This window comes from Pedobacter foliorum (assembly GCF_013266735.1).
In the GTDB taxonomy this organism is placed as follows: Bacteria; Bacteroidota; Bacteroidia; order Sphingobacteriales; family Sphingobacteriaceae; genus Pedobacter; species Pedobacter foliorum.
The window spans coordinates 40,779-63,033 of sequence record NZ_JABSNU010000007.1 but is presented as its reverse complement, the minus strand read 5'-3'; the positions used below and the strand labels follow the sequence as shown (position 1 = coordinate 63,033).

17 protein-coding genes are annotated in these 22,255 nt (G+C 37.7%); 7 read left to right on the top strand and 10 right to left on the bottom strand.

The window, feature by feature from the left end; all coding sequences use genetic code 11:
* Positions 1 to 3: 3 nt before the first annotated feature.
* The 3 genes from HQN83_RS15095 to HQN83_RS15085 all read right to left on the bottom strand — a co-directional run bounded on the left by HQN83_RS15095 (position 4) and on the right by HQN83_RS15085 (position 2,602).
* Positions 4 to 999 (bottom strand): NADP-dependent oxidoreductase, encoded by a 996-nt coding sequence (locus HQN83_RS15095; protein WP_173091157.1) that lies wholly within the window; start codon positions 997 to 999, stop codon positions 4 to 6.
* A 271-nt stretch (positions 1,000 to 1,270) separates the two neighbouring features.
* Positions 1,271 to 1,576 (bottom strand): RNA recognition motif domain-containing protein, encoded by a 306-nt coding sequence (locus HQN83_RS15090; protein ID WP_048905338.1) that lies wholly within the window; start codon positions 1,574 to 1,576, stop codon positions 1,271 to 1,273.
* Positions 1,577 to 1,750: 174 nt separating this feature from the next.
* Positions 1,751 to 2,602, bottom strand: a complete 852-nt coding sequence (locus HQN83_RS15085) for a dienelactone hydrolase family protein (protein WP_173091156.1) — start codon at positions 2,600 to 2,602, stop codon at positions 1,751 to 1,753.
* Between the two features lie 761 nt (positions 2,603 to 3,363).
* On the opposite strand from HQN83_RS15085, the gene spt reads away from it, so the two are divergent.
* Genes spt through HQN83_RS15070 form a run of 3 tightly spaced genes read left to right on the top strand, consistent with a single transcriptional unit; the run spans position 3,364 to position 6,670 of the window.
* Positions 3,364 to 4,569 carry a serine palmitoyltransferase gene (gene spt / locus HQN83_RS15080; protein ID WP_173091155.1) on the top strand — a complete coding sequence of 402 codons (1,206 nt, stop codon included), beginning with the start codon at positions 3,364 to 3,366 and terminating at the stop codon, positions 4,567 to 4,569.
* Positions 4,566 to 5,684 (top strand): hypothetical protein, encoded by a 1,119-nt coding sequence (locus HQN83_RS15075; protein WP_173091154.1) that lies wholly within the window; start codon positions 4,566 to 4,568, stop codon positions 5,682 to 5,684. The genes spt and HQN83_RS15075 overlap by 4 nt, the downstream gene beginning before the upstream one ends.
* Complete coding sequence (locus HQN83_RS15070; protein WP_173091153.1) at positions 5,681 to 6,670, top strand: NAD-dependent epimerase/dehydratase family protein; 990 nt, start codon at positions 5,681 to 5,683, stop codon at positions 6,668 to 6,670. The genes HQN83_RS15075 and HQN83_RS15070 overlap by 4 nt, the downstream gene beginning before the upstream one ends.
* 5 nt (positions 6,671 to 6,675) lie before the next feature.
* Here HQN83_RS15070 and xseB read toward each other — a convergent pair whose 3' ends face one another.
* From xseB to HQN83_RS15055, 3 genes are read right to left on the bottom strand one after another with little or no spacing between them, the layout of a single operon-like run.
* Positions 6,676 to 6,876 carry an exodeoxyribonuclease VII small subunit gene (xseB, locus tag HQN83_RS15065; RefSeq protein ID WP_173091152.1) on the bottom strand — a complete coding sequence of 67 codons (201 nt, stop codon included), beginning with the start codon at positions 6,874 to 6,876 and terminating at the stop codon, positions 6,676 to 6,678.
* Entirely contained in the window at positions 6,854 to 8,245 is a 1,392-nt protein-coding gene (xseA, locus tag HQN83_RS15060) for an exodeoxyribonuclease VII large subunit (protein WP_173091151.1), read from the bottom strand. The genes xseB and xseA overlap by 23 nt, the downstream gene beginning before the upstream one ends.
* On the bottom strand, positions 8,220 to 9,260 hold the full coding sequence (locus HQN83_RS15055; protein ID WP_173091150.1) for a S66 peptidase family protein: 1,041 nt from the start codon (positions 9,258 to 9,260) through the stop codon (positions 8,220 to 8,222). Before HQN83_RS15055 ends, xseA begins: the two co-directional genes overlap by 26 nt.
* Positions 9,261 to 9,431: 171 nt before the next feature.
* On the opposite strand from HQN83_RS15055, the gene HQN83_RS15050 reads away from it, so the two are divergent.
* Genes HQN83_RS15050 through HQN83_RS15040 form a run of 3 tightly spaced genes read left to right on the top strand, consistent with a single transcriptional unit; the run spans position 9,432 to position 13,210 of the window.
* Complete coding sequence (locus HQN83_RS15050) at positions 9,432 to 10,457, top strand: DUF6807 domain-containing protein (protein ID WP_173091149.1); 1,026 nt, start codon at positions 9,432 to 9,434, stop codon at positions 10,455 to 10,457.
* A gap of 31 nt (positions 10,458 to 10,488) precedes the next feature.
* Positions 10,489 to 11,841 (top strand): 3-keto-disaccharide hydrolase, encoded by a 1,353-nt coding sequence (locus HQN83_RS15045; RefSeq protein WP_173091148.1) that lies wholly within the window; start codon positions 10,489 to 10,491, stop codon positions 11,839 to 11,841.
* A gap of 10 nt (positions 11,842 to 11,851) precedes the next feature.
* Positions 11,852 to 13,210, top strand: a complete 1,359-nt coding sequence (locus HQN83_RS15040; RefSeq protein WP_173091147.1) for a Gfo/Idh/MocA family protein — start codon at positions 11,852 to 11,854, stop codon at positions 13,208 to 13,210.
* Between the two features lie 119 nt (positions 13,211 to 13,329).
* Here the strand turns inward: HQN83_RS15040 and HQN83_RS15035 are convergent, their stop codons facing one another.
* The 3 genes from HQN83_RS15035 to HQN83_RS15025 form a co-directional block, all read right to left on the bottom strand.
* Positions 13,330 to 15,015 carry a sodium/sugar symporter gene (locus HQN83_RS15035; protein ID WP_173091146.1) on the bottom strand — a complete coding sequence of 562 codons (1,686 nt, stop codon included), beginning with the start codon at positions 15,013 to 15,015 and terminating at the stop codon, positions 13,330 to 13,332.
* Positions 15,016 to 15,132: 117 nt separating this feature from the next.
* Positions 15,133 to 17,094 carry a hypothetical protein gene (locus tag HQN83_RS15030; protein ID WP_173091145.1) on the bottom strand — a complete coding sequence of 654 codons (1,962 nt, stop codon included), beginning with the start codon at positions 17,092 to 17,094 and terminating at the stop codon, positions 15,133 to 15,135.
* 14 nt (positions 17,095 to 17,108) lie between these two features.
* A complete protein-coding gene (locus HQN83_RS15025) occupies positions 17,109 to 18,545 on the bottom strand; it encodes a 3-keto-disaccharide hydrolase (protein WP_173091144.1) in 1,437 nt (478 codons plus the stop codon).
* 460 nt (positions 18,546 to 19,005) lie between these two features.
* Here HQN83_RS15025 and HQN83_RS15020 point away from each other — a divergent pair, with 460 nt between their 5' ends.
* Positions 19,006 to 21,729: a PQQ-dependent sugar dehydrogenase gene (locus HQN83_RS15020; protein WP_173091143.1), complete on the top strand. Its 2,724-nt coding sequence runs from the start codon at positions 19,006 to 19,008 to the stop codon at positions 21,727 to 21,729.
* Positions 21,730 to 21,817: 88 nt separating this feature from the next.
* On the opposite strand, the gene HQN83_RS15015 is transcribed toward HQN83_RS15020, so the two are convergent.
* On the bottom strand, positions 21,818 to 22,189 hold the full coding sequence (locus tag HQN83_RS15015) for a hypothetical protein (protein WP_173091142.1): 372 nt from the start codon (positions 22,187 to 22,189) through the stop codon (positions 21,818 to 21,820).
* Positions 22,190 to 22,255: the final 66 nt, after the last annotated feature.

The window sequence follows — 22,255 nt, the reverse complement described above, 5'->3', positions numbered from 1 at the left end:
TAATTATATTTTAACAATCATTTTACCTTCGTTCTTACCTTCAAATAAGTCAAGAAAAGCTTGAGGAATATGATCGAAACCATTAACAATAGTTTCTGTATAAGTTAATTTGCCTTCCTGTAACCAGGAGGTAAGTTGTTTAATGGCCTCAGGAAATTTTGCGACATAGTTAGAAACCACAAACCCCTGCATTAATATACTATTTTTCACCAATGTTGTCTGGATTCTTGGTCCCATAGGCACTTCAGTTTCATTATATACAGAGATTGCACCGCATACTGGTACGCGGGCTAACTGGTTTACATTTGCAAGTACCGCATCAGAAATACTACCGCCAACATTGTCAAAATAAATATCGACACCATTAGGGGCAGCATTTGCTATCGCCGCTTGCACATCAGTTGTAGTTTTGTAGTTAATCGCTGCATCGTACCCAAACTTAGAAGTCAACATCGTAGTTTTTTCATCAGAGCCGGCTAAACCGATAACCCTACAGCCTAAAATTTTACCGATTTGTCCTACAACACTACCTACAGCACCAGCCGCACCCGAAACCACCAACGTTTCGCCGGCTTTTGGTTTCCCAATTTCAGTTAAGCCCAAATATGCAGTTAAACCGGTCATTCCCAAAATACCTAAATATACAGATAATGGAGCTGCACTTCCATCAACCCTGAGGAGGTTCTTTCCGTCCGAAACTTGTAATTCCTTCCAACCCATTATTGCTGAAACAAAATCACCTACCTTGAAATTCGGATTCTTAGATTCTATAACCTCAGCAATAATACCGGACTGGATTGGTTTATTTAATTCAAATGGAGGAGTGTAAGACTTCGCACTACTCATTCTTCCTCTTAAATAGGGATCGACAGAAACATAAAGAGTTTTCAATAATACTTGCCCTTCTTGTGTAACTGGGGTTTCTTCTTCTATAAATTTGAAATCATCCGCTGTAGGTTTTCCAACGGGACGTTTATTTAACAAGATCACTTTATTCATATCGATAGGCTATTTATTTTATATAAACACCGTACTGACCATTAGTGTTTTGCTTAATTAAAGTTTTAAACCCCTATTGCTACTGAATAATAAATAAAAACATTTATTTTCCATATAAATCATTGTCTTGAGGATACAATAAAATAAACGACCTAAGCAGATTGTAAATTTTGAATTAAATAAAAAAGCAGCAATAGATGACGCATATCACCACTGCTGCTCTAGTATATTAAAATAGAATCAGTAACTAATTTTAATAAGAAAAAGCTAATTAATAGCTTTTTTCTGTACGGTTGTTGCGTTTAAAGCCACCTCCACCAGCACCACCGGTGTTTGGTTTCTCTTGTGCTTCAGCAACTTTAATACGGTTACCATTGTAATCGCCGCCATTCATGCGTTTGATTGCTTCTTTTGCCTCTTCTTCTACTGGCATTTCCACAAAACCAAACCCACGACTCTGACCAGTTTCGCGATCTTTGATAATCCTTAGTGATTTTACTTGACCGAAATCACCAAATACGGCTGTTAATTCATCTTCCCCTACTTCTAAAGGAAGGCCTGTAATAAATATCTTCATTAATTTCTAAAAATTTGCACAAAGTTAAGCATTTTTCGCTTAAATTCCAATGCTAGTGTCAGTTATAAGTATAATTATCTAATAAATCTCACAACAGGCAAAAGAAAATTTTGTTTTAGAAATCGTTTAAATACTGTTCTTTTTTGTTAAAAAATTATATTCAACTGAGCCGAACTAGGCTAATTTAGCTTTAAACAGTGATATGGTTCTTTTCCATGCTAATTTCGCAGCCGCTTCATTGTACCTTGTCGGTGAAGTGTCATTATTAAACGCGTGATTTACGTTCTCATAAATATATACCTTGTAATCGATATGATTTTGTTTTAAGGCAGCCTCATATGCCGGAATCCCTGCATTGATACGCTCATCAAGCCCACCATAATGGAGCATTACACTTGCTTTTATTTTAGGAACATCTTCTGCTACCGGTTGAGCTCCATAATAAGCAACAGCTGCCAGTAATTTAGGATCGCTTACTGCAAGTTTATTCGCCATACCTCCACCCCAACAAAAGCCGATGCATCCCGTTTTCCCATTTCCGTCTTTTCTACTCCTCAAATACGCCAATCCCTTTAAGTAATTTTGCAGGTTCTTTACCGGATCCAGTTTCCCAATCAACTCTCTTCCCTTGTCTTCATCAGACGGTGTTCCTCCAAATGGCGATAGTGCATCAACCCCTAAAGCAATAAAGCCTTCGGCCGCCACTCTTTTGGTCACATCAATAATATGCGGGTTTAACCCCCTGTTCTCATGAATAACAAGTACACAGCCGAGGTTCTTTTTATCTTTAGGTTTGGCCAGTACTGCTTTTACATCCCCATCAGCTCCGGGATAAGTAATATGTTCCGTCAGAACACTATCGTCGTTAAAGCTGGATGCTGATGCATAATTATTTTCAAGCAAGGGCAATACCGTTAACGCCAAGGCTGTGCTACCTGTAATTATAGCCAGCTTTCTCATGAATTCCTTCCTATTTAGCTTACTGTGAGTGTATTCATCATAGAGATTGATGATTTTCTGATCCATAGGTAAATAATTAAAGTATGAATAATATATACTAATATAATGCTTTCTGACCATTATTTAGGGTTTTCATCAATTACGTTACAAGAGAAAACCTTATTGAATAATGGAGATTTGTCATGAAATTGTTTTTATTTTTTTCGTTGAAAACAAATTGACAATATCCCTCGTTATGTGTGTAGTTTGTTTGGTTTAGGTTGGTCTGTGGTGGACCAACCATCTAATAACAGGGATAATCGCCAGATTCATCCCTGTTTCTTTTTACTCCTTTTTCATTTACTTTAAGAAACGCTACAATTTAATATTTGCGCCCTCTCCCCCTTGTTTTTAATTCTATTTTCACCATAGGAGCAGTATAATACTCAGCTGGAAGACATTTAAAAAACATGTTACAAAAACTCCTTGTCGTAAAAAAAGAGTTTCATTTGACTAAAATACTGCTGAAGTCAGAGTGTAGGATTATAAAAATCATTATCTTTGGCGGGCAAAATCAATTTTATTCTTGCTAATTCGATGCTCTCCGAATTAAAATTATAAGAAAATTGTAATTTTTGTTTTAAAAATTAATATATTCAAACTTGGTTGACTTCAAGTTTTGTTTTCTGTTTTTATGATCTTAGATTTGAACAGTTTTTTAAATTGGCATAGATGTTGATTTTTTAAACCAATTACAAAAGGGGATTATACAGATAAGGAATCATTTCTTGAAATATAAACCGACATCAACAATAACCAACCCTGTAATCTAAACATATAGTACTAGCATGCGCAAAAAATTACACGATAGGATAGCAGCATTTAAAGATGCTACAGCAATTAAGGAAAAGGGACTATATCCTTACTTCCGAGCAATAGAATCAGCACAGGATACTGAAGTGATGATAGATGGGAAGAGAGTACTGATGTTTGGTTCTAACTCCTATCTGGGATTAACAAATCACCCAAAAATTAAAGAGGCTGCTAAAGCTGCTGTTGATAAATACGGTACAGGTTGTGCCGGGTCAAGATTCCTAAATGGTACACTCGATATTCACATTGAACTGGAAAGAAGATTAGCTGCCTACGTTGGCAAAGAAGCTGCCGTTCTTTTTAGTACTGGATTTCAAGTTAATTTAGGTGTAATATCTTGCCTGCTTGATAGAAACGATTACCTTATACTTGATGAATACGACCATGCCTCTATTATTGATGGTAGCCGGTTGTCGTTTTCACGTTCGATAAAATATGCCCACAATGACATGGATGATTTGCGAAAGAAATTGAGCAGATTACCTGAGGATGCTGCTAAACTAATTGTTGCAGATGGCATTTTCAGTATGGAAGGTGACTTGGTTAATTTACCGGAGATCGTAAAAATTGCTGATGAATTTGGCGCAAACATCATGATGGATGATGCGCATAGTTTAGGTGTAATTGGCTTAAACGGTTCTGGAACTGCTTCTCATTTCGGTTTAACTGATAAAGTTGATTTGATTATGGGTACTTTCAGTAAATCACTTGCATCTCTTGGTGGTTTTATTGCCGGTTCTGAAGAAACTATTGAATTTGTGAAACACAGAGCACGCTCATTGATGTTCAGTGCCAGTATGCCCCCTTCAGCTGTTGCCAGCGTTATCGCAGCATTGGATATTATTGAGTCGGAGCCGGAACGTATAGATCAGCTTTGGGCCAACACCAATTATGCAAAGAAATTACTTGTAGAAGCCGGCTTTGATATCGGTCATACTGATAGTCCAATTATTCCGGTTTACATCAGAGATAACGATAAAACCTTTATGATTACCAATATTTTAAGTAAAAACGGAATATTTGTAAACCCTGTGGTTTCTCCTGCTGTGCCTTCAGATTCTTCTTTATTAAGATTCTCTTTAATGGCTAATCATACATTTGCTCAGATAGAAGAAGCTGTTGAAAAAATTGCTGCTGCTGCAAAAGAAGTACAAGTTAACTTTTCGCAGGTAGCTATATGAGAAAAATAGTTGCAGTTAGCAATAAAAAGGAATTAGCTCAGTTTATCGATTTCCCTCATGACCTTTATAAGGGAGATTCTAATTATGTTCCGGAGCTTTTTATAGCTCAAAGGGATTTGCTTACAACGCATCCCTTTCATAAACACTCTTCATTGCAGTGTTTTTTGCTTTTTGATGGAGACAAGATTATAGGTAGAATTGCAGCTATTTTAAACAATAACTATAATACTTTTAATGGTGCTAATGATGGCTTCTTTGGTTTCTTTGACTGTATTAACGATCCTGCGGCGGCTAATTTACTACTAGATACATCGGTCAAATGGCTAAAAGATAAAGGCGTTACGGGTGCTATTATTGGTCCTGTAAACTTCTCGACCAACGAATCGTGCGGTTTATTAATTGAGGGTTTTGACTCTCCTGCTGTTGTAATGATGCCTTATAATGCTACCTACTACCCTGCTTTAATGGAGGGATGGAACTTGAAAAAGAAGGTAGATCTTATTGCCTGGAAATTTAATGGCGATAATTATGATGATCGTTCCGTAAAACTTATGGACAGATTGGAAGAGCGTTTAAATAGAAACAACATTACCATCCGTAAGATCAACATGAAAAATTTTAAACAGGAAGCTGCAAACCTGCGTGAAGTTTATAATAAAGCCTGGGATAAAAATGCTGGTTTTGTGCCTCTAAATGATGAAGAGTTTGATTACCAAGCTAAAGATTTGAAGCTGGTTCTTGATCCTGATTTCTGCTTTGTAGCTGAACAAGATGGTAAACTTGTCGGTTTTGGCGCTGCCATTCCTGATATGAACCAGATTCAAATTAAAATAAAAAAAGGAAGACTTCTTCCGACTGGTATATTTAAACTCTTATTTGGTAAGAAAAACGTAAAAGGTATCAGAATTTTATTGCTTGGAGTGGTTGATGGCTATCGTAAAATGGGTATTGAAGCTTGTATTTATGGTAGTATCATTAAATCTTACCGCGCTAAGAATTTTGAATATGCTGAGGCTGGCTGGACATTAGAACACAATGACCTTGTTAATAATGCAATTATTGCTATTAAAGGCGATCCCTACAAAAAATACAGGATCTACGAGAAAGCTGTATGAGTAAAAGGGTATTAATAACCGGTGCTACAGGTTTTGTAGGATATCACCTTATTGAAAAAGCCCTAAAAGCCGGTCTGGAGGTTTATGCAGCTGTTCGTAAAAGCAGCAACAAGAGTCACCTAAGCGAATTCGACATCAAGTACATTGATTTAGATTATAGTTCTGTGGATGCTTTAAGAGCCCAGCTTGAAGAGCATCAATTTAGCTATATCATTCATGCTGCAGGTATTACTAAAGCTAAAACCAAAGCCGAGTACAATAGGATCAACGCAGAACACTCTGAAAATCTTGCTGTTGCAACAATCACAGCCAGTATTAGGCTTGAAAAATTTGTTTTCGTAAGTAGTTTGGCAGCTCTAGGTCCCTTAAATGATCTGAGCAAGGAGATTAAAGAGGACACTCCCGGACATCCGGTAACTAATTATGGCGCAAGTAAATTGCTTGCTGAAAAATACTTAAATGAAATTCCTGGTTTACCATTAATCACCATTCGTCCTACGGCGGTATACGGCCCAAGAGAAAAGGATATATTTATCTTGTTCAAGAGCATAAGCAGAGGTCTAGAACCTCACATAGGTAGCTTTAAACAACAGCTAAGCTTTATTTATGTAAAAGACTTGGCTGATGTTATCGTGAACTCACTATTTGTTAAAATTAATGGAACGCAATACAATGTTTCAGATGGCAATGTGTACGACCGTTATGCACTTGCAAAGCTTGTAAAAAAGGCTTTAAATAAAAAAACCTTTAAATTCCATTTGCCGGTACCTGTTGTTGGTGCTATGGCTTCAGTTATGGATTTCATTTACAAAAACCGTAAAGATACACCTACCCTAAATAAAGAAAAGATGGCAGAGCTTACTGCTATTAACTGGGCCTGTAATATTGACCAGGCAAAGCTCGATTTGGGCTATTCGCCTAAATTTGACCTGGAAAAAGGACTAAATGATACCGTTAAGTGGTATAAAGACAATAACTGGCTGTAGGCCGGTTATTGGTTCTCCATTTGTTTAATAATCTTGTTTACTTCTGTTTCTGTTGCACGAAGTTTGGTTTGACAAAACTCGATTAGTTCTGATGCACGCTTAACTTTTTCGGCAAGTACATCTACTGAAACAGATTCATTTTCTATTTCCTGCGCTATCTCTGTTAGCTCCTTATAGGCAGCCTCATATGTTAAATTCGTTCCCATTGTATGTGGATTTAGATGTTACTGTTGTTTTTATTTCCGCTTCGGCTAGTCTGACTGTTAATTCCTGACCCACCTCTACGTGATCGGCATTGCTTACGATCTTTCCTTCTATTTTTATTATTGCAAAGCCTTTATTGAGTATACTTTGCGGACTCATCAATTTAACCAGCGACTGGAAGTGCCCGATATAGCCTCTTTTATTAGCAAAATACATTCTGCTGTACGATTGCAGGTTGCTATTCAGGTTACTTAAGTCCTTACGCCTGTTTGAGATAATTATTTTAGGGTTGGTAAGTATTAGCCCTGACAAGTTCAAAATACTTCTGTGATGCTCATGCAACAGGTTTCTTGTGGTATTTATAGTAATCTGATTGAGATGATTAAGCCTGTCTTTATGATGATTGATCATTTGGTAGGTTTTAATCAGCATCATCTTTTGAATGCTCAAAACCGATTCTTCAAAGGCTCTATTGTGCGCTATAATTAGTTCAGCTGCTTTAGTTGGCGTTTTAGTAGAAGTGTGTGCCATCAAGTCGGCTATGGTTTCATTCTTTTGGTGTCCAATTCCCGTAATTACAGGGATAGGGAATTTAGCAATGGCCCTGCTTAGATCATAATTATCAAATATCAAAAAATCAATTTGCGAGCCTCCACCTCTGATAATAACCACTGCATCATATGGCTTGGCAGACTGATATACTTCGATGATCTTATTGAGAATCTGTTTTGCATTAACATCGCCTTGCACCAAGGTAAAATAGTTATCAATCTGGAATTTGTAACCAAATGAATTGTTTTCAAGTGTATGCATAAAATCCGTATATCCTGCAGAAGTATCTGAGGATATGATCGCAATATGCTGCAGCACTTTATTTAACTGTAAGCTACTGTTTTTGGTGAAGTACTGCTCACCCCTTTTTTGTATGAATTCAGGGTTTTCTCTTACTAATTTCTCAAGTGTTTCTTTTCGCTGTTGCTCAAATAATCCGAGTGTAAAGTTGGTGTCTATATCTATCAGGTTTAACTGAAGGCCAAAAGCAGGATTGTATTGTACAGAAACCTGTACCAATACATTGATGTCGTTTTTAAACTTCTGTCCGGTGGCTTGCTCAAAGTTGGCAATATTTACTGAGGCGTTCCCCCATGCCCTTCCGGCAATCTTTGCCAGTATTCTATTAGATGACTTTTCTTTCTCTACCAGTTCAAAATAATGGTAGTTGCTTTGTGGTTTGTAAGTATAGTTGGTTACATCGGCTATTACCCAAAAGGTTTTTTGCCCAAATACCCCATCCATTGCCTGCTGGATTTGACCGGTAAGCTCTGAGAGTTTGATGGAAGAAGGATTAGATGGATACAAGGGAACTTCCATTATTATCTACATTAAGGATATGCTTAGCGCCACATTTGAGTGCAAAGTTGTTGATTTGATGCCCTACAGGAAAATCAAAACACACCGGATAATTATATTCTTTTACTTTTTCAGTAACGATATCATAAACTGTTTTACCAAATTCTTCGCCCGGAGTTTCTTCTTCCAGGCTAAAGCCTCCAATTATCAGCCCCTTCAGTTTGTCTAGCTTACCACTACGTTTAAGGTTCCAAAACATCCTGTCAACACGATAAAGTTCTTCATGTGTATCTTCTAGAAATAAGATTGCATCATCTGTTTTTAGGTCGGAGCTACTTCCTGCAAGAGTTTCAATAATACTAAGGTTTCCTCCTACCAATATACCCTCAGCTCTACCTGGTCGATTATAACTTACAGGTGGAGCGCTATATTTTACATCCTGTCCGCTTAGCACTTGTCTAATGGAAAGCAGGGTTTCTATTTGCATAGGTTTAGCCAAAGCCCAGTCGCTCGGAAAACTGTTGCACATTTTAGAATGGATGCTCGCAATGTTGTAATTACTATTTATATGTGCATGAAGAACCGTGATGTCACTAAATCCTATAATCCATTTTGGATTTGCTTTGAACTTGTCAAAATTCAGTTTATCAATTATCCGCACTACTCCGTAGCCACCTCTGGCACACATAATTGCTTTGATATCCGGATCATCCAGCATCTGTTGAAAATCGGCTGTTCGTTCTTCATCTGTTCCTCCGAGTGAAAAATCCTTTGCTCCTATTGTTTTACCTATTTCCGTATTAAAACCCCAGCTCTGTATCACTTGAGTAGCCGGCTGAATGTCTAACAATGAGATATAGCTAGCGGGACTTGTTATCCCTATAGTGTCGCCGCGCTTAAGGTATGGTGGTATTTTTGATTTGGCCAGCTCAGCAGTAAAACTACCATTTATCCCTTTATAATTACCCCATACGTTTGATGATGAAGCAGATACTCCAGCTGTTACAAGAAAGGACAGGAAATGTTTACGGTTCATTTAGGATAGTTTTTTCTATGTACAATTATAAGGCTAATTGCTGAAATCTTTAAGCATTCCTCGCAATCGTTTTCGTAATATTTCAATACCAAAATGCATTTTTCTGGGGAGATTGTATTTCAAGAGCGGTATATTAGTTTACCAAATATGTTTTACCCCTATACAACCTGAATGAAAAAATATCTGATTATTGCCTGTTGTTACTTTAGCTTAAGTGTCAATGCACAAACAAAAAAAGTGGCTTTTGTAAGAAATGATCAGGAGCGTAAAGTTGATGTATTAATTGACGGCAAACCATTTACCAGCTTTATTTACCCTCTTAACATGGAAAAGCCAGTGCTCTATCCAATACTTGCTGCTGATGGTGCAATTGTAACCAGAGGCTTCCCCCTTGATAAGAGAGAAGGTGAACGGGTGGATCATCCTCATCATGTGGGCTTATGGTTTAACTATGAAAGTGTTAATGGGCTTGATTTCTGGAATAATTCGTTCGCTATCCCTGCCGATAAAAAAGCAAAATACGGATGGATAAGAAATGTAAAAGTAGAAAAAATTGAAAATGGCAAAGCCAATGGCAAACTAAGTTATGGTGCTAATTGGGAAAATCAAGCCAAAGATGTGTTGCTGAAAGAGCAAACTACATTTGTTTTTTCTGGTATTGAAAATGAAAGAACTATTGACAGAATAACAACTTTAACGGCCCAAAAAGAGACTGTAAATTTTAAAGATGTTAAAGATGGAATGCTTGGTATCAGGGTTACCAAAGAGTTGGAATTCCCTTCAGATAAGGTAGAAGAGTTTACTGACAGTCAAGGCAATATAACAAAGGTTTCTGCGTCAGGTAATGGCGCTAACGGAACTTATTTAACGAGTGAAGGTAAAAAGGGTAACGACGCATGGGGGACCAGAGGTAATTGGTGTGTACTGTATGGAGTTAAAGAAACTAAACCACTTTCGATTGCCATAATTGATCATCCGAAAAACCCCGGCTACCCTACTTACTGGCATGCCCGTGATTATGGCTTGTTTGCTGCAAATCCGCTTGGACAGGCTATATTTAGCGAAGGAAAGGAAACTTTAAATTTTAGCTTAAAACCTGGAGCGTCAGTCACCTTCCGTTACAGAATTATTATTACCTCAGGCACGCAGGTTTCTTCGGAATCGCTGAACAAGCAAGCCGCTAATTTTGGAAAATAAACTTGAACATAGACTAAAACAAAATACACTAATGAAAAAAACAAAGTTACTGATTGTTGCTGCCCTAATGTTTGGAACCACTCCGTTTACATTACAGGCGCAAACAGGGAAATGGCAAAGTCTTTTTAATGGAAAAGATTTAAAGGGATGGAAACAGTTAAATGGTAAAGCTAAATATGAAGTGATTAACGGTGAAATTGTAGGTACTACAGTTACAAATACTCCTAACTCTTTTTTAGTAACCGAAAAAAATTATGGTGATTTTATACTTGAAGTAGATTTATTGGTTGACAATACTATGAATTCGGGTATTCAGATAAGAAGTGAAAGCAAAGCAGATCATGAGAACGGTAGAGTTTTTGGCTATCAGGCAGAGGTGGATCCATCCGAAAGAAGGTGGAGCGGTGGTTTGTATGATGAGGATCGTCGCGGATGGCTGTATCCTTTAGATATTAATCCTAAAGGTCAAGCCGCATTTAAAAAGGAACACTGGAATAAATACCATATTGAATGTATTGGAACTTCAATAAGAATTTGGGTTAACGGTATCCCTACAGTTAATGTTGTAGATGACGCGACTACTTCGGGCTTTATTGCTTTGCAGGTGCATAGTGATGAAACTGCAGGCAAAAAGATCCGCTGGCGCAACATACGTATCCAGACAGAAAACCTTAAGCCTTCTAAACCCGACAACATCTACGTAGTAAATATGATTCCTAACGACTTATCTAAACAGGAGAAGGCAGAAGGTTTTTCTTTATTATGGGATGGAAAAACCACGAATGGCTGGATTGGTGCTTACAAAACGAAATTCCCAGAAAAAGGATGGGAAATTAAAGATGGTGTGCTTAGTGTAGTAAAATCTAACGGCGCGGAATCTACCAATGGTGGTGATATTGTTACCGTTAAAGAATACGGGGCTTTTGAAATGAAGTTTGATTTTAAACTTACTGAAGGCGCCAACAGCGGTGTTAAGTTTTTTGTAACGCTTTCGGAGAAAAACAAAGGTTCTGCTATTGGTATGGAATATCAGATTCTTGATGATGAAAGACATCCTGACGCTAAACTGGGCAAAAATGGCAACCGTACACTTGGTTCACTTTATGACCTGATTGCAAGTAAAAAAATCCCTCATGCCCAAAAAAGAATTGGCGAATGGAACAAGGGCTTAATCAGGGTATTTCCCAATAACAAAATTGAATATTGGTTAAATGGCTTCAAAATAGTAGAGTTTACCAGAGGAACTAAAGAATTTTTGGACCTTGTTGCAGGTAGTAAATATAAAGACTGGAAAGATTTTGGTATGGCTCCAAAAGGCCACATCCTACTTCAGGATCACGGAGATAACGTTTCATTTAGAAGTATAAAACTAAAACAACTTTAAACTTAGATCAATGTTAGAATCAAGAAGAAAATTTATTAAGCAATCTGCTATTGCAGCTGCCGGAACCTATCTGGGTACCATGGGTTTAAGTGCAAAGAGTTATGGAAATATTATCGGCGCCAATGATCGTGTAAGAGTTGGTGTTGTTGGCTTCTCTGACCGTTTTAAGGATTCGTTATTACCTAGTTTTTTAAATCACCATAAAGAACTCAATTTTGATATGGTTGCGGTATCTGATCTTTGGAATTATCGCCGCGGGTTGGGGGTTGATCATTTAAAGAGCAAATTTGGTCATGACATTACTGCTTGTCGTAACAATGACGAGTTATATGGGTTAAAAGACATTGATGCGGTTATTATCAGTTCTCCTGATTTTGCGCATGCTTCTCATGCAATTGAGGCGGTTAAAGCAAAGTGTGATGTGTATTGCGAAAAGCCTTTTGCCGAAACAATGGAAGATGCAAGAGCTACTTTGAAAGCAGTGAAAGCTTCTAAACAGATTTTACAGATCGGTTCCCAACGTAGAAGTGGCACTAATTACAAAGCAGCATCTCAATTTATAAAAGAAGGTAAGTTTGGCGATGTAACCATGGTTGAGCTAAGCTGGAATGTAAATCAGCCAGGCCGCTGGCGTAGACCAGAACTCGTAGCTAAACTAAAACAAGAGGATACTGATTGGAAACGTTTCTTGTTAAACCGCCCTTTTGAGGAGTGGGATCCCAGAAAATACTTAGAGTATCGTTTATTCTGGCCATTCTCGTCTGGAATGCCCGGACAGTGGATGTCACACCAGATAGATACTGTACACTGGTTTACAGGTTTAAAACACCCAAGAAGCGTTGTTGCCAATGGTGGTATTTACCAATGGAAAGACGGCCGCAGAAACTGGGATACTACCACCGCTGTATTTGATTATGGTAAAGAAAACGATCCTACTAACGGATTTCAGGTTGTGTTTACTTCAAGAATGCACAACGGCGATGAAAACCCTACTGAGATATATTATTCTAATGGTGGAGAAATGAATTTGAACACCAATACTGTATCTCCTAAAGGTGGTCTTACAGCTAATGCTGCCGCTGCCATGAATATGAAACCAAATTTGTTGCCAGAGCTTAAGCTCACTGATCTTGTAGAAAAGGTATCTGCTTCGGCTAATACAGGTGGTGATAAACTAACGTCAGCACATATGCGAAACTGGATGGAATGTGTGCGAAGCAGACAGGAAACCAATGCTCCGGTTGAAGCCGGATACTATCATTCAATAGCAAACATTATGACTAATGCATCAGCAAGAACCGGTCAGAAGGCTACGTTTGATGAGACCAAACAGGAAGTAATGGTTGGCGGTAAGGTATTTAAATACTAAAAGGTTTGCCTAAGTTTTAACCTAATCCGTCATCCTGAATTAAATTCAGGATGACGATTATACAAAAAAGGAGCATTGAATCATCAATGCTCCTTTTTTTTACTTATATTCTTTAAATGCTACCAGAAGGCACTGTACAATGCAACTAACATTGCTACAATTATTAACGAACCAACTGCAAAAGATGTAGACACCTTAAACATTTTGGCATCAACTTCTAATCCATTAGTTACCACGCCTTTTTTGTTTTCATAGATACTGATGATGTACATTCCGATAATACAGATTGCAAATACGATCAACATTCTATCCATAAATGGCATTTCAAATACTCCTTTAGCATTAGCTACAGACCATCCTAAATCATGCAATGAAGATAAATCTATCCATCCTGGTAAGAACTTCAATACTACTGAGGCTACGAAACCACCAATAGTCGCAAACAATGCTGCATTTGATGTGGTTTTTTTCCAGAAGAAACCTAAGATAAACATGGCAAAAATACCCGGAGATACAAATCCTGTATACTCCTGAATGTACTGGAACCCTTGTTTACCCTCTCCCATTAATGCATCACCAACAATTAGAGACAATACTACTGCAAGCAACATAGAAACTACTACAGTAATTTTACCAACGTTTACTAATGTTCCTTCGCCAGCCTCTCTATTGAAAGCTTTCTTGTAAATATCCAATGTGAAAATAGTTGCAATACTATTTGCTTTACCAGCTAATGAAGCAACAATTGCAGCAGTAAGTGCAGCAAATGAAAGTCCTTTTAAACCAACTGGTAATAATCCTAACAATGCAGGATAGGCTTTATTTGGATCCTGAACACCTGAAGAAGTTAATAAGCTCTCAGGACTAATGGCAGGTATCTTTTCTTTAATGATATAGTAAACAGCAATACCCGGTATAACCACGATTACCGGCATTAGCATTTTTAAGAAAGCGGCAAATAATAGACCTGCTCTTGCTACCGGTAATGAAGCACCAAGTGCTCTTTGAGTAATGTACTGGTTACATCCCCAATAACTCAAGTTAGCGATCCACATACCCCCTATTAATACACTTAAGCCCGGAAGGTCCATATAGTTAGGATTATCCTTTTTAAAGATCAGGTGGAAATGCTCCGATGCGCCATTAGTTAAAATAGAGAACCCTTTTACAATACCTTGCTGACCAGAGATAATGTTCAATGCAATATAGGAAGCAACCAAACCACCCAGTACTAAGAAGAATACCTGAATAACGTCTGTATAGCCAATAACCTTCATACCACCCAAAGTGATCAGAATAGCAAATACAGCTAAACCAAGTATACAGAAGGTAAGCGGAAGATCGGATATACCACTAATGGCCAATGCACCAAGATATAGGATAGACATTAAGTTTACCACAATGTAAAGCATTAACCAGAATACAGCCATAATCATAGCTACTTTCTCGTTGTAGCGCTGACTGAGAAACTGAGGCATGGTAAATATCTTATTCTTAAGGTAAACAGGCATAAAGAATACAGCTACAATAATTAACGTTGCTGCTGCCATCCACTCATAAGCAGAAATTGCAAGACCGAGTTTAAATCCAGATCCGCTCATGCCTATCATCTGTTCAGCTGATATATTTGAAGCTATAAGAGATGCACCAATTGCCCACCAGGTAAGGGAACCTTCTGCAAGAAAATAATCTTTTGAATCGGCAGTTTTGGTTTTCTTTTTATAGTAGATCCAAAAGCCATAAGCTGATACGATTATAAAGTATATAAAGAATACAATATAATCGCGGTAGTCTAGTTTGTTCATTGTTTACTTTGGTTTTTTAAAATGAGGTACTAAAATATAAATTAAATCGGCATTCCCCACAGATATTCAAGGGAAATGCCGATTTAATTTATTGGACAATAGTTGTTAGCGCTCTTATTATTTCAAAGAGTTGATCCAGTTAGCTATTTTGATACCGTCTTCTTTAGTTACCTGAGGCATTGGCGGCATTTCTGTCGCGTAACCTGGCCAGTTTTGAGGCTGTGGATTGTGAATTAAAGAAAGGATCTTTTCTGCAGTATATTTACGTTTTGCAACGTCAACAAATGCAGGTCCGATTTGTTTTTTTGTTGGGTTATGACAAGCGGTACAAGTGTAGCTAGTTAATAAACCTTTAACCTGAACGTAAGTTGGGGCTGCAGTAGTTTTTGCACCACCTTCTACAGCTTTCTCAGTAGCAGTTGCTTTAGCACCTACAGCTGCTTTTTTACCAGTTGCTTTTCCAGGAACAGCATTAGCTACCGGATCATTTGAAGAGTTTCTGGTACTTACACCACTCATCGATAATTTCTCTCCGTTTGGAATACTGTTTAAAGTATAGTAAGCAATCGGGTGAACTAAATGATAAGAATTCTCTTGTGAACGAACACCTTCAACAGTGATGGTATGGATATAATACTGACGAAGATTATCAACGATAAGTCTTGCTTTTAAACCGTCAGCAGATACCTTAACACCTTTAATTTTTAACTTTTCTTTGTTAATTGGAGGTGAACCATAAACCGGGTGATATTTATACAAGTAGCTTTCTACATCGTAAGAAGCTAAATCTTCAGCAGATTTTACATCAACAGGTTTAGTGAATTCGATTTCAAAACCATCAGGCATTGCTCTAACAGCTTTCATTTCGAAAGGCATTTTGTTGTTGTAAACTAAACGCTCAAGACCTTCGTTTGCATCACCTGCTGATCCCCAACCACGGTTAGTTTCTCCAACAAATAATGAATTGTCAGTACCCCAAGCCATTCTTAATACTCCAGAACGGAAACCGCTTCTGAACATGAATGAAGCACCTTGTTCAACTCCATTTACAGTTTCAAAGAATACCCTTGAAATGATACTCATACCTTGATCACCTACTAAAATCTGACCTTCGAAAGGACCAAAAGCTCCTTGAGGAATTTTAACAGGTTCTGAAGTAGAGATACCCAAGATACCATAAGGTAACCATACAGATGGTAATCTTAATTCAGGGAAGTCTTTTTTCATTTCCCATAACATCTTGAAGTTTTCGTTCACTCTGTTTTCAGGTTTGATAGCTCTTCCTTGAGCATCTTTATCTCTTCTCTCGTCGATTTTAGATCTGAAATATTCTTCAGTAAGTTTAACTGGAGAATCAGCTCTTCCAGTCCATCTTAATCCCGCAGGGTGACCTAAGAAATCTCCTTTATCTACTTTCCAGATTGCACCAGAACCGAACCAATCGCCTTGGTTATCTGTATAGTAAAGTTGTCCGTCAATTACATTCGGACCTGCAGGAGAACGCATACCTGTTGCGTATGGTTGCATTTTTCCATCTTCAGTAATGTTCATAGTCCAGCCGCGCATTGGTACACGACTTTCACCACGGTACCACATTTCATCACCAAAAGCTACGTTACCGGTTACAAAGAATGAACCGTCTTTAGCAATCTTTGGTCCGAAGCTGTACTCATGATAGTGACCGCTCAATGGCCATGCATAAACAGTTTCATAAACATCGGCTTTACCATCTTGATTCTTATCGATCAATTTGGTTAACTCACCTCTTTGTGCACAATAAAATGCACCATCTTTGTAAGCAAGACCTAATATTTCGTGTAAGCCTGATGCAAATTTACGGAAGTAAGGGTTTTTGCTTGTAGGGTTTTCTACAATATAAACCTCTCCTCTTCTGGTTGAGATACCAAGATCTCCGTTTGGTAAAGTAACCAATCCACCAACCTCTAAAATAGGTCCTTCAGGTACCCTTACCTTATTTATTTTGAAGAAATCTTCTTCTTTTGGTGTTTCCTGAGCAAACACCGTTGTAAAACTAAAGCTTAAAGCCAGCATTGCCAGCGTCTTAAAAGTGTATTTCATTATCTAACCCCTTTTTAAAATAAAATAGAATAATTTAACTTGCCACGTACAGGAACAACAAGTTGTTTTCTGCCGTCTACATCCCTGATAACAGGTTTGTCTTTGGTATCGTCAAATTTTAAATAAAAAGATTGTCCGTCTACAAGGTAAAGTCCTTTAGAAACTTCTTCAACGCTTGAAGCATCAGCTATTAATGCATAAATGTTATCAACCGGAGTTTCAAGAACAATCTCTCTGCTTAATCCCCGTCCGTTCTCAAGAGCTTTGATTGCGTCAGAAACTTTAGTGCCGTAGATGTTGTAGTTAAATGTAGGACGCTCCTGAGCATCTAATGTATAACCTTTAGTTTTAAATCCTGTTCCGGTAGTATCAACTAACCATGCTCCCTTAGGATCGGTAAGTTTAGCTAAAGTAGGAACCGGTTTTTTAGTGAATGCTGTTACACTTCCACGAGGTCTTGAGGTACCATTACCTCTATCATGCCACATTGGAGTTGCATCAACAAACTCACCATGCCAAGCCTGAAACAATGCACCATTGTCCAAGTCATAGCTAAAGTGAACCTGAGCAGGGCTACCTACAGAAATAGCGTGAACTACTTTAGGTCCTCCCGGAACATCAACAAAACTGCGGATGTTTGGAGTGGTAGTGACATCAATATAAATAGGATCAGTATCACTACCGTTTCTTTGACCACCGTTTAACATTTCAGCAGGCAATTTAGAAGTTTTAATGTTTCTGAAAGCTACAGCACCGTGATCGCCTTGTAAGCGTAAAGAACCGATTGCTTTTTCTTTATCATTTGCACCTCTTGTTGCGCCAAACAATTCAACGTTATCTTGTATAAGTACACCATTCAATTCTATTCCTAAAACTCTTGCGTTAGCTGTTTTGTTGCCTGATGCATCAAAACGCGGAGCTTGGAATGCAATTTTAATATGTTGCCATAAACCTGGTGCTTTACTTGCATTTTGGCGTGGTGCATATCCTTGGTATCCTTTTTGTCCTTCTGGTTTTGAATCATCCCAACGTTGGTAAATACCACCATTGTTAGATGATGTTGGATTTAATAAACCCCATGAATCTTCTAACTGGATTTCATAAACTCCTTGAAGATAAATTCCTGAGTTCGATCCTTTTGCTAGTAAATAATCTAACTCAAGAATAATGTCACCATGCTCTCCAATTGTTAAAAGGTCTGATCCATGATCTTTTTTGGTTGGTACATTAACTAAAATTCCAGTACCTTTTGCAATGTTTAAAACGTTTGCTTCGTTTAAATTGGCTGTAACGCCACCAGCAAGAGTCCAGGTCTTTCCCGGAGTCTTAAATGAAGAAAGATCTTTCAGATCAATTTCTGACTGATCGGCTAATTGCTGACCAGACACAAGTGCAGTTCCTAACAACCAGATAAAAGCGGTTGTTCCAAACCTTAAATAATTAAGCTTCATGTTGTGTTTTTTGGTTAAAAAAAATTAAATGTATATAATTTCATGTTGGTTTAAAAGGTTTGCAAAATAATGATTTTGTTACAATAAACAATACCCCCTTAAAATCAATAAATAAGCGCTGAAAGTTTTGCTAAAACTATTTATCAACATTTTATGAAAGTGGATGAAAATACCACTTTTTTCGGAAAACGTCATTTTTTATCGGATGTCCTCAAAACAACTTGAATGCTAAATTTGCTAAAAAAGTAAGGGATTTTTGTTTACCATATTCAATATGTGTATTTGTAACACTAAGAATTGTGTGTATTAAGCACACTAACATGGGCAATAAGTGGGCTAAAAGCATCACAAAATGAGTTTTAAAAAAAGTTTGGAAATCGATTGCGTAAAATTTATTAGTTTTATCAAATATTCATTTATATTTAGTGCTCCAAACAACACACGATAATTATAATATTTAATGAAAACTTCTTTTGCATTGTTAATTTCTGGTATTGCGCTAAGTTTATTACCGCCGCTAACCAGAACAAAAAAAACAGATACTTTGCTGCTAAGTGACCTACAGCAGAGTAAGTTCAAATCAAAACTTAGAATTGATACTCCTGATCAGAATAGGTTTGTTAAGGTAACCCTTCTTCAGGGTCAGCTTACAGAGCCCACTGAATTAGCGGTATTACCTAATTATGATATTCTGGTGTCGCAGCGTCGCGGCGAGATCATGCTATATAAGAATAGCACTAAAACACTTAAAGAAGCAGGTAAGCTAGAGGTGTATTCTAAAACTTTAAATACTCCTGATGTAAATGCTGAAGAAGGATTATTAGGTATTGCCCTTGACCCTAACTTTGCAAAGAACCAGTACGTATATGCATTTTATAGCCCTGTAAAACCTTCAGTAAATAGATTATCACGTTTTAAACTGGTAAATGATAAAATAAGTTTGGCTTCAGAAAAGGTTGTCCTTGAGTTTTACTCTCAACGCGAAATTTGCTGCCACACTGGTGGTTCTATCGCTTTTGGTCCAGAAGGCTACCTATATGTATCAACAGGTGATAACTCCACTCCTTTTGATGCACCGAAATCTAAATATGTAAACAATGGTTATGCGCCATTAGACAACCGTGAAGGGTTTCAGCAATATGATGCCAGAAGATCAGCAGGTAACACCAATGATTTAAGAGGTAAAGTATTAAGAATTAAGGTTAATGAGGATGGCACCTACAGCATTCCTGACGGCAACTTGTTCCCTAAAGGTCAGGAAAAAACCAAACCTGAGATCTTTGTAATGGGAAATAGAAACCCTTACAGAATATCAGTGGATCAGAAAACGGGCTTCCTCTATTGGGGTGAAGTTGGTCCTGATGCATCGAATGATGATGCTTTAAGAGGCCCAAGAGGATATGATGAAGTGAACCAGGCTCGTAAAGCAGGCTTTTATGGTTGGCCATTATTTATTGGTAACAACTACCCATACAAGGCTTATGATTATACTGATGGTAAAAACGGAGATGCATTTGACCCTAAAGCTGGTTTAAATAACTCACCAAACAACACTGGTTTAACTACACTACCTCCTGCTAACCCTGCATTTATATGGTATCCTTATGGAGAATCTAAAGAATTTCCACAAGTTGGTGCAGGTGGCCGTACAGCAATGGCCGGTCCGGTTTACTATTCAAGACCAGGTGCTTCGCCCTACCCTTCTTATTATGATGGTAAACTTATCATTTATGAGTGGATTCGTGGATGGGTAAAAGCGGTAACCATGGCGCCAAACGGTGATTACTTAAGTATGGAACCAATGTTAGGAGAGATTTCTTTGGCTGCTCCGATTGACATGGAACTTGGTCCCGACAATAAATTATATATCCTAGAATATGGTAAAGGATGGTTTTCTAAAAACCCGGATGCCGGTATTGTAAGAATTGATTACATGGCAGGAAACAGACCTCCGATAGTAAAAAACCTGGAAATTGAAAAAACCAGTGGCTTACTACCATACAAGCTTATAGCGAAGGTAGATGCTTCAGATCCAGATGGAGATGCATTAACTTACGTTTGGAACTTAGGAAAAGGTATTAAAAAGACTACTACAACTCCTGAATTGCAACATACCTTTATTACTGCCGGAGAATATGCTATTAGTGTTCAGGTATTAGATAAAGCTAAAGCTTCTTCAAAAAGCAATACTGTAACTGTTTATGCAGGAAATGAAGAACCTAAGGTTGATATTGCATTAACGGGTAACAAAAGCTTCTACTTCCCTGGAAAACCGATCAACTATCAGGTGTTGGTTTCTGACAAAGGTGCTGCAGTAAATAAAAGCAGAATCTATGTATCAAATACCTATACTGAAGGATTGGATATGGCAGGCGCAAAATTAGGCCATCAGCAGGCTGCACAAACGCTTGTTGGTAAAGCTATAATGCTTAAAGCTGATTGCAGTACCTGCCATAAAATTTCGACCAAGTCAATTGGCCCTGCATTTACTCTTGTATCTTCTAAATATCAGACAAAAGCAAAAGCAGCCGATTACCTTGCTTCTAAAGTGATTAATGGTAGCAAAGGTGTTTGGGGCGAAGTTCCAATGCCAGCTCACCCTACAATGAAGCCATCTGATGTTAAAGAAATTACGGAGTGGATTATGACTTTAAGTGCTAAATCTACTACTGGTCCTTCTTTACCTGCAGTTGGTAAAATTGTTCCTCCATCAGAAACAAATAAAGACAAATCTGTTTTAAACCTTAAAGCTACTTACTCTGATTTAGGTGCTGCCGGATTAAGACCATTATCGAACACTAAAGTTGTGAACTTAAAAAGCAATGTTATCGATGCAAGTGATCTCAAAGATATTTCTGATTTCGGACGCAAAGATGCTGATGGAGTTCAATCTTTGATTTTCCCTGAAAAAAGTGGATGGGTTAAGTTAAAAGGTATTGACTTAACTAACGTAGCTGCCTTTAACTTTGGATTAGCTAATGCAGATGCAGATTACACTGTAGAAGTTAGATTGGATAGTAAAGATGGACAAGTTATTGGAAAACAAGGCTCTCCTACAACAGGTGTAACTATTAGTCCTGTTACTGATGGCAAATTCCATGATGTATATATAGTGGTTAAAGCTGCTCGTGAAGACGTGAAAGACAGACCACTGTTAAAATCAGTAACTGTGAAGCCTATTTAAGCTTCATAAATATTAAGCCTAAGCTTAGTAACTATATATTTCAACAAAAAAGCGACCATGGTCGCTTTTTTGTTGAAATAACTATATCCTATTCCATTTTTTTCATATGTTTTTCCTTGTCCATTTTCCAGGCTTCGTACTTTTGTTTTTGAGCTTCCGTTAATTCTGTCATAATCTTAGCATCCGACTCGCTATGAATTTTCATCATAGCAGCCTTTTTTGCCTCTTTATCACCAGTTTCATCTTTGCTTTCGTTAGCCATGGCTGTCGACTCTTCCAAGTAGATATCCTCCACCCTGGTTCTCTGATCTTTGCTCAAATCTAACTTTTTGGCCAACTTTTCGGCACTCATTTTCGCCCTGGCCTCAGGACTTTCCATTTTTTTGTGATGACCACTCTGTGCTTGTGCTAATGTTACTATACTAAATAACAATCCGCAAACAATTAACAACTTTTTCATCTGATTTTAATTTGTTTTTGAAATCCATAGTATACCATATAACTACTTCACAAATAAGAACATTGC

Excerpts from the sequence above, each read along its gene's own strand:
- HQN83_RS15025 (WP_173091144.1), bottom strand. The coding sequence starts at position 18,545 with ATGAAGCTTAATTATTTAAGGTTTGGAACAACCGCTTTTATCTGGTTG.
- HQN83_RS15055 (WP_173091150.1), bottom strand. The coding sequence starts at position 9,260 with ATGAACCGTAAACATTTCCTGTCCTTTCTTGTAACAGCTGGAGTATCT.
- HQN83_RS15090 (WP_048905338.1), bottom strand. The coding sequence starts at position 1,576 with ATGAAGATATTTATTACAGGCCTTCCTTTAGAAGTAGGGGAAGATGAA.
- HQN83_RS15075 (WP_173091154.1), top strand. The coding sequence starts at position 4,566 with ATGAGAAAAATAGTTGCAGTTAGCAATAAAAAGGAATTAGCTCAGTTT.
- xseA (WP_173091151.1), bottom strand. The coding sequence starts at position 8,245 with ATGGAAGTTCCCTTGTATCCATCTAATCCTTCTTCCATCAAACTCTCA.
- HQN83_RS15070 (WP_173091153.1), top strand. The coding sequence starts at position 5,681 with ATGAGTAAAAGGGTATTAATAACCGGTGCTACAGGTTTTGTAGGATAT.
- HQN83_RS15085 (WP_173091156.1), bottom strand. The coding sequence starts at position 2,602 with ATGGATCAGAAAATCATCAATCTCTATGATGAATACACTCACAGTAAG.
- HQN83_RS15050 (WP_173091149.1), top strand. The coding sequence starts at position 9,432 with ATGAAAAAATATCTGATTATTGCCTGTTGTTACTTTAGCTTAAGTGTC.
- HQN83_RS15045 (WP_173091148.1), top strand. The coding sequence starts at position 10,489 with ATGAAAAAAACAAAGTTACTGATTGTTGCTGCCCTAATGTTTGGAACC.
- HQN83_RS15020 (WP_173091143.1), top strand. The coding sequence starts at position 19,006 with ATGAAAACTTCTTTTGCATTGTTAATTTCTGGTATTGCGCTAAGTTTA.
- HQN83_RS15040 (WP_173091147.1), top strand. The coding sequence starts at position 11,852 with ATGTTAGAATCAAGAAGAAAATTTATTAAGCAATCTGCTATTGCAGCT.
- HQN83_RS15015 (WP_173091142.1), bottom strand. The coding sequence starts at position 22,189 with ATGAAAAAGTTGTTAATTGTTTGCGGATTGTTATTTAGTATAGTAACA.
- HQN83_RS15035 (WP_173091146.1), bottom strand. The coding sequence starts at position 15,015 with ATGAACAAACTAGACTACCGCGATTATATTGTATTCTTTATATACTTT.
- xseB (WP_173091152.1), bottom strand. The coding sequence starts at position 6,876 with ATGGGAACGAATTTAACATATGAGGCTGCCTATAAGGAGCTAACAGAG.
- spt (WP_173091155.1), top strand. The coding sequence starts at position 3,364 with ATGCGCAAAAAATTACACGATAGGATAGCAGCATTTAAAGATGCTACA.
- HQN83_RS15095 (WP_173091157.1), bottom strand. The coding sequence starts at position 999 with ATGAATAAAGTGATCTTGTTAAATAAACGTCCCGTTGGAAAACCTACA.
- HQN83_RS15030 (WP_173091145.1), bottom strand. The coding sequence starts at position 17,094 with ATGAAATACACTTTTAAGACGCTGGCAATGCTGGCTTTAAGCTTTAGT.